We start from the raw sequence: 11,877 nt of genomic DNA on the forward strand, positions 1-11,877 counted from the left end.
CTCAACCGAAGATTCCGCCGAAGGCGTCGGCCACGGCGCCGGCGGCGTTGCTGACGGTTTCGCTGGCGGTTTCCGCGGTGTCCTCGATGAAGGATCCCGTCTCGTCGATGAACTCGTCGACCGCGTCGCCTGCCTCGTCCAAGGCTTCGTCGACGGCGTCCTCCGCGTCCTCCCAGGCCTCGCCGGCGGCTTCGGCGGCATCCTCCAGCATGTCACCCAATTCCCCGGCAACCGAGCCCGCCGCGGCCATGGCGTCTTCCCAGGCGTCCTGCGCCATGTCGGCCAGAAGGGCGGTGTCGAACAGGTCGGCCAGGGTGCCGAGCGAGGCAACGAAGCCGTTGATGGCGGTAATCGACCCCTCGGCGAATTCGTTCCACATATCGCCGGCCATTGCCGGGGCCGATGCCACGAAGTCCATGCCGGCGGCGACGGTTGTCAGCATGCCGTCCACCGCCGCCAGCGACCAGGGCTCGCCGACATCGATGATCGCAATGCCGCTGGCCGCGCCATAGACGTTGAAGGGCGCGTTGGGGTCGATGGGCGGAACGTCCGAGGCGGCGGGAAGGGGATTGGAGACCAGCGCTTTGGCGTTCACCAGCCCCGCGCCGAACAGGGATGTGTTCCATCCACCGGGCGGTGGATCGTCGGCAAAGATGGTGGTGTCGACGGCGGTCTGTTTCAGCATGTGGCGGAAGACCTGCTGGACGGGCACGCCCGGCACGGCCTGTTCTATCGCCTGCCGCCCGCCATGCGCTTGCAGCCATAAGGTCGCCAGTCCCGCCGTGATCGCGGTGGCGAATGAGGTTCCCTGGCTTGTCGCCGCATCCCCGTCGCCGTCGACCTCGAATGTCGCGTGCCGGATCTTGACGGCCGGCGCGCAGATATCGACCTCGGGCCCGTGGAACCCGCCTTCCCATGGGAGGGGGCCAATCGACCCGCCGACAGCGATGACCTCAGGGTAGCAGGCGGGCGCCGCGACGGCCTGCGGGATCGGCGCGCCTTGCGATTGACCTGCCGCCGCGACCACGATGATCCCTTGTTCGACCGCCGCGGCGAGGGCGTCGCGCAAGGCCGGGTTCGGTGCGCCGCCCAGGGAGATGGAGATGACATCCACATCATTGTCGATGGCGTGTTCGACCGCCGCGATGATCTCGACATCGCCGGCCAGGATCACCGTGTTCACACAACGCAGAGGCAGCATGGTGGCGCCGGGCGCAACGCCGATGATTTCCCGAACCGGCCGCGTGCCGTCGGAATTGCGCGGCGCGACAATCACCGAGGCCGTGAAGGTCCCGTGCATTTCGTAATAGGGAAAGCCGCGCGGCAAGACGCCATGACGCGCGACGTTCTGGCTCACCGGGTCTACATTGCCGGGGGTGACCCGGTCGCTGAAGGCGTTATAGGCGTTGGCCAGATCGATCCGGTTCGTCGGATAGTCCCGATGTTCCCGAAAGCCGGTATCCGGATGGCCGATCTTGAAGCCCGCCCCGGCGCTCTCCCCGTTCGGCCCCAGATTCAGGGCATCCCAGGCGCCATAGACATCGATGGCGCCGCGATAGCCGTGCCAATGGGGGCTGTTTTGATCGGGGGAGGTCAAATGCCAATCCCGGTTGTCCGGCGTGTCCATCTCAAAACCGGGACCTGTGCCGCCACCGCTGAACAGGCCCATGCGCAGCGCTTCCGGCCGTACCGAGGTGAAGGCGCCGGTCCGTCGCAGGGCATCCGCGATGCGGAACCGGATCGCCGCCGTGCTGCGTCTGTCGGCGGCGAATTCGGCGACCCAGTACAAGGCCAGATGTTTGTTCTTCTTGCGCGCGGTTGGAAACAGGGGCGCGAGGGTAAAGGCCTTCTTGTCCCTGGTCAGGCCCAGCACCGACGCGATCAGGGCGTGGAGTTTTTTGCGCGGCGCGCCGTCCCGGGCTTTCAGGATCAACCGCAAGGGCCGATCGGCGGCATCCACCGCGGCGATAGGCGCCTTGTTTTTCAGGGGAGTGCCGTCCCTGCCGAGGGTCTTCGTCGCAGCGGTTTTCTTGATGGCGGCGCGGATCTCCGGGCCCAAATTCTTCTGCGCCTTGGCGGCGGCTTTCGAGGTTACGGCAATCAGGTCTTGAAGACGCTGCAGGCGTCGGATCGTTTCCGCGTGTTTGGTCTGCCGTTTGGCCAGGCGCGCCTTTCGGGCCGCGGCGATCTTTCGTTGCGCGGCGGCGCGGGCCTTGGGGGAGACTCGGATGGCGGGAATTCTCTCCGTTGGCATGTGAAAATCTCCCTGTTCACTTCGGCATGGTAGTTTGCGGTAATATTATACGAATTGCATGTCCGTGTCGCGGTGCGCCAAGTGTCTTTTCCTTTTGGCTGCTTAGTGGTACAGAATTGGTAATACCAATTTTACCCGCGACGCCACAGAGCGACCGGCCGTGATCGGTCATTTCTTGCCCAAGCGATTGATCTGTCGGTACTGTTGGGACGGGGAGGACGACGCAAATGGAAATGCCGAAGCCCGATGATGCGGTACTCTCGAACCGTCTTCGGATCGCCGATGACCTGCGGGCGATCGTGCCCGGCGAAGGCGTTATCGTCGATGAGGATGAGCGTCGGCCATATGAAAGCGACGGGCTGACGGCCTATAAGACCTCCCCCCTAGTCGTTGTTTTGCCGGAAACGGTCGAACAGGTTTCCGCCGTTCTCCGCTATTGCCATGAAAACGGCATCAAGGTCGTCCCGCGCGGGGCGGGCACGTCCCTGTCCGGCGGGTCGCTGCCGCTGGAAGACGGTGTGCTGTTGGGGCTGGGCAAGTTCAACCGGATATTGGAAGTCGATTACGACAACCGCTGTGCGCGGGTCCAGCCGGGCGTGACCAACCTGGCGATCACCAAGGCGGTTGAGGCGGATGGTTTCTATTATGCGCCGGACCCGTCGAGCCAGATCGCCTGCTCCATCGGCGGGAACGTGGCCGAGAATTCCGGCGGCGTGCATTGCCTGAAATACGGTCTGACGACCAATAACCTGCTGGGACTGGAAGTCGTCATGATCGATGGCGAAGTGATCCGCATCGGCGGCAAGCATTTGGATTCGGAAGCCTATGACCTGCTTGGCATCATGACCGGGTCGGAAGGGCTGTTGGGCGTGGTGACGGAAGTCACCGTTCGGCTGCTGCGCGCGCCCGAAACCGTACAAGCCTTGCTGATCGGTTTCCCGTCCAGTGAACAGGCAGGCGATTGCGTCGCCAAGGTGATCGGCGCCGGGATCATTCCGGGCGGCATGGAGATGATGGACAAGCCGGCGATCCACGCGGCGGAGGATTTCGTCCATGCGGGCTATCCGTTGGATGTGGAAGCGCTGCTGATCGTGGAGCTGGACGGACCTGCCCAGGAAGTCACCCATCTGATCGGCTCGGTGAAGGAGATCGCGGAATCCTGCGGCGCCGTGTCCCTGAAGATTTCGGAAAGCGAGCAGGAACGGCTGGGCTTCTGGGCCGGGCGCAAGGCGGCCTTCCCGGCGGTGGGGCGAATATCGCCGGACTATCTGTGCATGGACGGCACCATCCCGCGGCATCAATTGCCGAAGGTGTTGAGCCGCATGACCGAATTGTCGAACCATTACGGTTTGCGTGTCGCCAACGTCTTCCACGCGGGCGACGGCAATCTGCATCCCCTCATTCTGTACGATGCGAACATTCCGGGCGAGTTGCGCAAGGCGGAAGATTTCGGCGGCGATATTCTGAAGCTGTGCGTAGAAGTCGGCGGCGTGCTGACCGGCGAACATGGCGTTGGGGTGGAGAAGCGGGACCTGATGCCGGCCATGTTCACCGAGATCGACCTGGCCCAGCAGATGCGCCTGAAATGTGCATTCGATCCGGATGGGTTGTTAAACCCGGGCAAGGTCTTCCCGACTCTGCATCGTTGCGCCGAGCTGGGCCGTATGCATATCCACAAGGGGAAACTGCCATTCCCCGACATTCCCCGTTTCTGACCGGTATTGTTGGGAGAGTGAGATGACCCAATTCGTGCCGGAAACGGCGGAACAGTTAAAAGATGCCGTGGCCTGGGCTGTGGCAGAGGAATACTCCGTTTCGGTAAAGGGGGCGGGTACGAAGGCCGGCTTCGGCCGTCCGATGGAAACCGAGCATGAGATCGACCTTTCCAAGCTTGGCGGCATCACGCTTTACGAACCGGAAGAATTGGTGCTGCGGGCGGGTGCGGGAACGCCGATGGCGGAGGTCACAGCCGCCCTGGAAGAGAAGAACCAGCAACTCGCTTTCGAACCGCCTGATCTTGGATTCCTGCTCAAGGGTGAAAGCGCCGCCGGAACGCTCGGCGGTGTGATCGCGACAAATCTAAGCGGCCCGCGCCGGATCAAGTCCGGTGCGGCGCGCGATCATTTCCTGGGTTTTGAAGGCGTTTCGGGCCGGGGTGAGATGTTCAAGTCCGGCGGCCGGGTGATGAAGAATGTAACCGGCTATGACCTGTGTAAACTGATGGCGGGGTCCTGGGGGACTTTGGCCGTCATGTCCCAGGTAACGGTAAAGGTTCTGCCCAAGGCGGAAAAGGAACGGACGATCCTGCTCTATACCGACGACCCGGCAGTTGCCGTGCGGGCGCTGACCGATGCATTGAACTCTCCCTATGAAGTCGCCGGCGCGGCCTGGCTGCCCAAGGCTCTGGCGGCGTCGGCCGGTATCGATCTCGTTTCCGCGGAAGAGAGTGGCGTCGCCGCGATCCGCGTGGAAGGTCCGGGACCCTCGGTCGAATACCGCTGTGCGCGGTTGCGTGAAGCAGTGGGAGTGTTGGGGAAGACGGAGGAATTGCACAGCCATCGTGGCAAAACATTGTGGACGCATATCCGTGACGTGATGCCCTTTGCCGCCGCGGGCGACAGCCGCGTCGTTTGGAAGATCTCCGTCGCGCCTTCCGAAGGTCCGGCGGTTTATAGACAAGTGCTATTCCTTAAAGGGGCCGAGGCCTTCATGGACTGGGGTGGCGGTCTGATCTGGTTGGCTGTCGATATGTCGAATGGGGATATGGATAGTAAAGGCGGGGCGGAAACCGTGCGCGACATTGTCGCCAAATCGGGCGGTCATGCGACGCTTGTACGGGGCGACGGCCGGTTGCGCGCCGACGTGGGTGTGTTTCAGCCGCTGGCGCCTGGACTGGCCGCACTGACGCGAAAAATCAAGAACGGTTTCGATCCGCATGGCGTGCTCAATCCGGGCCGCATGTACGACGGGGTTTGAGCATAGCATGCAGACGAATTTCACACTTGCCCAGCTGGCTGATTCCGATACGGCGGAATCCGAAAAGATCCTGCGCAATTGCGTTCATTGCGGTTTCTGCACGGCGACCTGCCCGACCTATGTGACGCTGGGGGACGAATTGGATTCCCCACGCGGCCGGATCTACCAAATCAAGGACATGCTGGAAAACGACAAGCCGGCCCCGGCGCGCATCGTCAAACATATCGACCGCTGCCTAAGCTGCCTTTCCTGCATGACGACCTGTCCGTCGGGCGTTCATTACATGCATCTTGTCGACCATGCGCGCACCTATATCGAGAAGACGCATTTGCGCCCCTTTGCGGACCGGTTCCTGCGCAACCTGCTGGCTGGCCTTCTTCCCAATCCAAGCCTGTTCCGGGTTGCTTTGGCGGGCGCCTGGTTGGCGCGGCCTTTCGCGCCAGTCGTCGGTGGATTGTTTGGCGGACGGTTGGGCGCGATGCTGAAACTGGCGCCGAAAAGCCTGCCCAGGCCGTCGCCGGTCGACGTGCCGCAGACCTTCCCGGCCGAGGGAACAAGAAAAGCGCGGGTCGCCATGCTGAACGGCTGCGCGCAACCGGTGCTGCAACCGCAGATAAACGAGGCGACGGTCCGTCTGCTCAACCGTTTGGGGGTAGAGGTCGTTGTGGCCCAAGGGGCCGGGTGCTGCGGCGCGCTGGTCCACCATATGGGTAAAGCGGAAGCAAGCCACGCCCAGGCCGCGGCGAATATCCGGGCCTGGATGGGGGAACACCAGCGCGAGGGGCTGGACGCGGTCATTATCAATGCGTCCGGCTGCGGGACGACGGTGAAGGACTACGGCTTCATGCTGCGGGATGACCCGGACCTGGCCGAAGACGCCGCCGCGATTTCGGCGCTGACCAAGGATGTGACGGAATTCCTGGCCGAGCTGGGCCTCACCGGCGCGGCGTTGCCGGACGAGGCCCGCAGACGGGTGGCGTATCATTCGGCCTGCTCCATGCAGCACGGGCAAAAGATCACCCAGCAACCGAAGGCCTTGCTGAAACAGGCAGGTTTCGATGTCGTCGATATTCCGGAATCCCATCTTTGCTGCGGATCGGCCGGCACCTACAACATCATGCAGCCGGCCTTGGCGACGACACTGCGGGATCGGAAGGTTGCCAATATCCGCAAGATCGCGCCCGATATCATCGCCGCGGGCAATATCGGCTGCATAACACAAATCGCTTCGGCGGCGGACGTGCCCGTTATCCACACGGTGGAACTGCTCGATTGGGCGACCGGCGGTCCCAAACCGAAAGAGTTGGGCTAAGCGGAATGGCGGCGGTAAGCCAAAATCCTGATACTTTTTGCCTAATTTCCTAATACACCGTTTGATGGTTCTGCCATAGGCATGCTACTTGGTGGTGAGTAGCGCAAATGGGACCTTATCGATGCCGAATGCCGCCCCCCACAGTTTGGTTCAGTTCGACTCTTTTGAGGGCGTGCCGGATTATTTGATCGAGACGATGAACTATTGGGAATCCGTGCGCGGTGGGAACAAGGTTCCGCATGTGTCGGCCATCGATCCCACAAGCCTTCCGACAGAGGCGTTGCGGTGGATTGCCGTTTTCGAGGTGATGGAGTCCGAAAAGGACTTCAAAGTCCGGCTCGCCGGGACCGGTATCACCGGCCTGACGGAACGGGAGTTCACCGGCATGCTGGTGAGTGAGATCCCCGGTTCGGAACGCGGTTTGGCGCGCATGATACGCTGCGTGGAAGAACAAAGACCGTATTATTCCGGCGATCCCCTGGAATGGTCATTGGGCCAGGAACACATCAACTACTCGGTGCTGTGTCTGCCGTTCTGCGACGATGCGGGCGATATTTCGCGCATCGTCATGGTGTTCAAATTTCACTTGGATTGACGCCCTGCACGGCGTGATGGCCGGCGTATCGGACGGCGGTTAGAATTCGTCCTGCTCAGCCGATTTCAGACGCTGGCCGGCATTCGCCATTTCTTCCGCTGCTTCGATCGCGCGCATGATGATCGCATCCGCCTGGGCAAAAACTTTTTCCCGCCAATCGCGTTGGGCCGGATAGACTTGGTTGGTCTGTTGGCGCCCGGTTACGGTGCTGACCAGGCCGGTGCCGGGAAAGGTGCCGAAGTCCACGATCATGGACACCGTCTCCGCGTCCGCCGCATAACCCGCGAGCCCACCGCTGCCGGCTTGATCGGCCGCGCCGAGTTGATCCGACGCTTTCGTTTCCTCTCCGTCCAACGGGCCGAACCAACGGCGTGCCCGTCCCCGCGCGGCGCTGGCGGGCGGGTCGGGGTTACGGAGTGTCGGCACGGCCCAGGGGCCGAGGCCCGTTCTGAAATCCATGGCCAGGACGAATTGGGTGTCGGTGAGGAACTCCCCGGCGATCCTCTTCAAGTCTTGGCGGGTCCAGGCCGATGGTGTTTTCGCTCCGGCCGGTTTTGCGTCACCCGTGCCGTCCTCGTCATTCAAGGTTGCACCCATCTCCGTCCCGAAACGGCGGTCCACGGCGGATAGCAATTCACGGGTCCAACTCGCCTCCGCTTTCGATATCGCGTCCCCGTCGACCAGGACCGGGGTGGCGGCGGCGGGCGGCTTTGGCCAAATCGGGCCAAGGGGATTGACCGCGTGGACCAGCACTATGGCGACCTGCCGTTCCAAGTGACGCTGTATGCGATTGTTCAACAAACCGGCGCAAATGCCTGCATTCACCATGCCTGAAAACCCGGCGGCGCCGCTGCACAGCACGATGGTGCTGTGGGCGCTGGGCGCGCCGAGCTTGACCGCGTCGCAAAACAGTCCTCCGGCCATTTCGGTCCGTGCGGGCAGGGACAACGGCGAAAGACCGGCCTTCAGGCATTCGGCCAGAAACCTGTCACGGGCTTCTGTCGGATCATCACAAAAACATGAGGATTGGTCGCTCAACGCGGGCTCCAATTGCGGTCGGATCGAAACGGGCGCATACTTCAAGCATGAAAGTTCGACGACTCCAAGATCCGGGGGTTCGGCTTTCCCTTCGCGGAAGCGTATGGGGAAAAGGACCGACTCGGAGAATTTTGGCGGTTCTTGCCTTTCTGGCAATGACATTCATTGCGGGCCTGCCCGGCACTTCGGCGCGCGCTGACCAGAAAGATCCCCTGCTCGATCTGCTGTTCGAACAGTTGCAAAAGGCCCAGAGCTTTGAAATCGCGCAGGTCGTGTCCAACCGGATTTGGACAATCTGGCAGACCAACGACAAGGACAGCATCAATATCCTGATGCGCCAGGGCGTTCGGGCCATGCAAACGGGCGATTTCGCCACCGCCTATGACCATTTCTCGACCATGACCGATCTTGAGCCGGAATTCGCGGAAGCCTGGAACAAGCGTGCCACGGTGCTGTACCTGATCGGCGATCTGGATGCGTCGATCGAGGATGTGAAACGCACTCTGGCGCTGGAACCGCGCCATTTCGGGGCGCTGACCGGGCTAGGGATGATCAACGATGCGCTGGAGGATGAGGAAGCGGCCCTGCAAGCCTATGAGGCCGCGCTGGACCTAAACCCCTATCTGGCGGACGCAAGAGCCCGGGTGGAACAATTGCGCAAGTCATTGGAAGGCCGGCGTATCTAATGAACTTCACGGCCCGGCCCAATCCTACCCGATCTAATTCTGGCCCATCTAATTCTGGCCCATCTAATCCTGAACACCGACGCGCGCGATGCGCAGCAGGTTCGTCTTGCCCGGCGTGCCGAAGGGGACGCCTGCGGTGATGATAACCCGGTCGCCGGGATCGGCGAACCCGTCGATCCGTGCCTGATGGGTCGCGATATCGACCATGTCGTCCAGACTATGCGCGTCCGGTGTCCGGCAGGCATGCACGCCCCAGACGATACATTGCCGCCGTGCCGTGCTCTCCCGTGGGGTCAGGCAGATGATCGGTTGCCGCGGGCGTTCACGCGCCATCCGAAAACTGGTCGAGCCTGACGTCGTATAGGTGACGATGGCAGCCGGATCGATTGTGTCGGCGGCGATCCGCACCGCCGCGCTGATCGCGTCCGGCGTGGTGTCTTCCGGCGGATGACGCTGGTTCGTCAGGCCGGTCCAGAACAGATCCTCCTTCTGCACGCGCTCGATGATCCGGTTCATCATTTTCACGGATTCAAGCGGATAGTCGCCGGCAGCCGTTTCGCCAGACAGCATCACCGCATCCGCGCCTTCATAGACGGCGGTGGCGACATCGGAGGCTTCGGCGCGGGTCGGCACCGGACGTTCCATCATGGAATCCAACATCTGGGTGGCGACCACGACCGGTTTTCCCGCCGCGCGGCAGGCAGTGATGATGCGGCGCTGCTGCACCGGAACGTCTTCGGCAGGCATTTCCACGCCCAAATCGCCGCGGGCGACCATCACCGCGTCGGTCAATTCGACGATTTCCTCCAGCCGTTGAACGGCCGAGGGTTTTTCGAGCTTGGCGAGGATGCCCGCGCGGCCCTTTACCAGATCGCGCGCCTCGACGATGTCTTCAGGGCGCTGCACAAAGGAAAGCGCGCACCAGTCGACCCCAAGGCTGAGACCGAATTCCATATCCTTGCGATCTTTTTCCGTCAGGGCCGACAGCGGCAGGACGACGCCGGGCACGTTGACGCCCTTGCGTTCCGACAGGGGGCCGCCGACGACGACTTCGGTATCCGCATGGTCCGGCCCGCATGATTTGACGCGCAGGCAGACCCGTCCGTCATCCAGCAGCAGATCGGTGCCGGGTTCCAACGCGGCGAAAATCTCGGGATGGGGCAGGGGCGCGCGGCTTTCATCGCCCAATGTCTTGTCCAGGTCCAGGCGGAAGGCGGCGCCTTCCTTCAAGTCGATCGGGCCGTTGGCGAACTTGCCCACCCGCAGTTTCGGCCCTTGCAGATCCATCATGATGCCGATGGGGCGGCCGGTGCGCTTTTCCACATTGCGGATCGCATCGTGGCGGGCCCGGTGTTCCTCCGGCTCCCCATGCGAGAAGTTCATGCGGAAGACATCGACACCGGCCATGAACAGGGATTCGATCTGTTCTTCCGTGCTGCTCGCCGGTCCCAGCGTAGCGACGATCTTAGTACGGTGATTGCGCTTCATGTCTGCCTCTCATGGTGACTTTGCCCGCGCTGTCCGCTTCGGTTTCCGCCGGTTGGTTTTCCCGGGGGATGTGCGCCGCGCGTTTTGAATATCTTTGGAATACAGATGTACCGTGCTTTGGGGGCGGAATGGAACCTGTCAGATCATTTGATCTTCCGGGAAATGACCGCGGCCCCCTCAGACGCCCGTATCCCGCCAGCGGGTGACCCGGCCCGTCTCCAGCCCGAACAGGTCTAAAACCCGGCCGACCGAATGCTCGACAAGGTCGTCGATGCTTTCCGGCTTGGTGTAGAAGCCCGGCACCGGGGGGGCGATGATACCGCCCATCTCGCTTACGGTCAGCATATTGCGCAGGTGAACATTGGTCAGCGGCGTCTCTCGAACCATCAATACCAGGCGTCGGCGCTCCTTCAAAACCACGTCGGCGGCCCGCGTCAGCAGGCTCGATGTGACGCCGGTGGCGATCTCCGCCAGGGACTTCATCGAACAGGGGGCGACGATCATGCCGTCGGTTTTGAAACTGCCGCTGGAACAGGCGGCGCCGACATCCCCGATCGGGTAGGATTTGTCGGCCATCGCGCGCAGATCCTTGGCGGTAAACTCGGTTTCGTAGGCCAGGGTCATCTCTGCGGCCTTGGAGATGATCAGATGCGATTCGACACCCAATTCACGCAAGGATTCCAATATCTTGATGCCATATACCGCACCTGATGCGCCGCTAAGGCCGACGATAATTCTTTTTCTATTTTCCGACATGATCCCTCGACTTCTATGCTCAATGCGATACCATATACATACGGGCGGGGAAATCCGCCGTAACGGTGCCGGTGGTGAAATTTCTGGCACAAATCCCGGACGGTCCGGAAGTGGATACGAAATCCGCGAACAGGTGGACCGGCGGGGTGCTGGATGTACCGGCAGCCGACTTACGGTCGTCTGACTGGCCGCTGTGTGACACGGCATTGTGCGACACGATGCTTTGTAACCGGACACTGCGCAACGCAGCAGGATTGCCCCGCTTGAGAACGGACCGGACACACGGTCTGCAGTGACTTCTGCACGGGGGCGATCCCCTGGCTGTGCCCAGAGCAGCCCGACGGCATCCGCCGGAAGGCGAAGGGGGCACCCGGCGCGGCACGGAAACGAGACTCCAACCCGACCGCGCCGCCTATAGGGCCGGTTTTTCGCCCTCGGACATGTGGGTCCGACCCGTTTCGCCAACCAACGGGAAGCGAAGGAGCATACCCATGAGCCTGGAAGCGCACATCGAAGCATTGAAAGAGAAGCACTCAGTCCTCGAAACGAAGCTGGAGCAGGAAAATAACCGACCGATGCCCGATGACGCTCTCGTCCATACCCTTAAACGAGAGAAGCTCCATGTTAAGGATGAAATAGAGCGGCTTAGACACTAACCGCGGATTTCTCAGCTATTCCGAAGGGCGCGCCCAACCCCCTGTACCAGGGAAAGGGCAGCGCCCTTTTTGTTTCCGCTGTTGCGCGACTTTCTTCCCGTTCTCTTAGGGCGGCG

General features: G+C 62.0%; 10 protein-coding genes. 6 read left to right on the top strand and 4 right to left on the bottom strand.

The features are described from left to right. Position 1 precedes the first annotated feature (1 nt). The gene (locus tag EOI86_RS03395) at positions 2–2,254 is read right to left on the bottom strand and encodes a S8 family peptidase (protein WP_127763719.1); all 2,253 of its coding nucleotides are present in this window, start codon (positions 2,252–2,254) and stop codon (positions 2–4) included. Positions 2,255–2,481: 227 nt separating this feature from the next. Between EOI86_RS03395 and EOI86_RS03400 the strand changes: the two genes are divergently transcribed. The 4 genes from EOI86_RS03400 (at position 2,482) to EOI86_RS03415 (ending at position 7,137) form a co-directional block, all read left to right on the top strand. Continuing rightward, complete coding sequence (locus tag EOI86_RS03400) at positions 2,482–3,969, top strand: FAD-linked oxidase C-terminal domain-containing protein (protein ID WP_127763720.1); 1,488 nt, start codon at positions 2,482–2,484, stop codon at positions 3,967–3,969. A gap of 22 nt (positions 3,970–3,991) precedes the next feature. Then, positions 3,992–5,230, top strand: coding sequence for a glycolate oxidase subunit GlcE (glcE, locus tag EOI86_RS03405; protein ID WP_127763721.1), 1,239 nt, complete (start codon positions 3,992–3,994; stop codon positions 5,228–5,230). Between the two features lie 7 nt (positions 5,231–5,237). Beyond that, positions 5,238–6,542, top strand: a complete 1,305-nt coding sequence (gene glcF / locus EOI86_RS03410) for a glycolate oxidase subunit GlcF (protein WP_127763722.1) — start codon at positions 5,238–5,240, stop codon at positions 6,540–6,542. Between the two features lie 121 nt (positions 6,543–6,663). After that, positions 6,664–7,137 (top strand): PAS domain-containing protein, encoded by a 474-nt coding sequence (locus EOI86_RS03415; protein WP_127763723.1) that lies wholly within the window; start codon positions 6,664–6,666, stop codon positions 7,135–7,137. A 39-nt stretch (positions 7,138–7,176) separates the two neighbouring features. On the opposite strand, the gene EOI86_RS03420 is transcribed toward EOI86_RS03415, so the two are convergent. Then, the gene (locus EOI86_RS03420; RefSeq protein ID WP_161973669.1) at positions 7,177–8,175 is read right to left on the bottom strand and encodes a DUF2817 domain-containing protein; all 999 of its coding nucleotides are present in this window, start codon (positions 8,173–8,175) and stop codon (positions 7,177–7,179) included. 131 nt (positions 8,176–8,306) lie between these two features. Here EOI86_RS03420 and EOI86_RS03425 point away from each other — a divergent pair, with 131 nt between their 5' ends. Then, positions 8,307–8,861 (top strand): tetratricopeptide repeat protein, encoded by a 555-nt coding sequence (locus tag EOI86_RS03425; protein WP_161973670.1) that lies wholly within the window; start codon positions 8,307–8,309, stop codon positions 8,859–8,861. Between the two features lie 63 nt (positions 8,862–8,924). Here the strand turns inward: EOI86_RS03425 and pyk are convergent, their stop codons facing one another. Together pyk and EOI86_RS03435 are read right to left on the bottom strand one after the other, a co-directional pair. Further along, positions 8,925–10,349 (bottom strand): pyruvate kinase, encoded by a 1,425-nt coding sequence (gene pyk, locus EOI86_RS03430; protein WP_127763726.1) that lies wholly within the window; start codon positions 10,347–10,349, stop codon positions 8,925–8,927. Between the two features lie 177 nt (positions 10,350–10,526). Then, entirely contained in the window at positions 10,527–11,105 is a 579-nt protein-coding gene (locus EOI86_RS03435) for a UbiX family flavin prenyltransferase (RefSeq protein ID WP_127763727.1), read from the bottom strand. Between the two features lie 491 nt (positions 11,106–11,596). Between EOI86_RS03435 and EOI86_RS03440 the strand changes: the two genes are divergently transcribed. Beyond that, complete coding sequence (locus EOI86_RS03440; protein WP_127763728.1) at positions 11,597–11,761, top strand: YdcH family protein; 165 nt, start codon at positions 11,597–11,599, stop codon at positions 11,759–11,761. Positions 11,762–11,877 lie beyond the last annotated feature (116 nt).

It is taken from the genome of Hwanghaeella grinnelliae, from assembly GCF_004005845.1.
In the GTDB taxonomy this organism is placed as follows: domain Bacteria; phylum Pseudomonadota; class Alphaproteobacteria; order UBA8366; family Aestuariispiraceae; genus Hwanghaeella; species Hwanghaeella grinnelliae.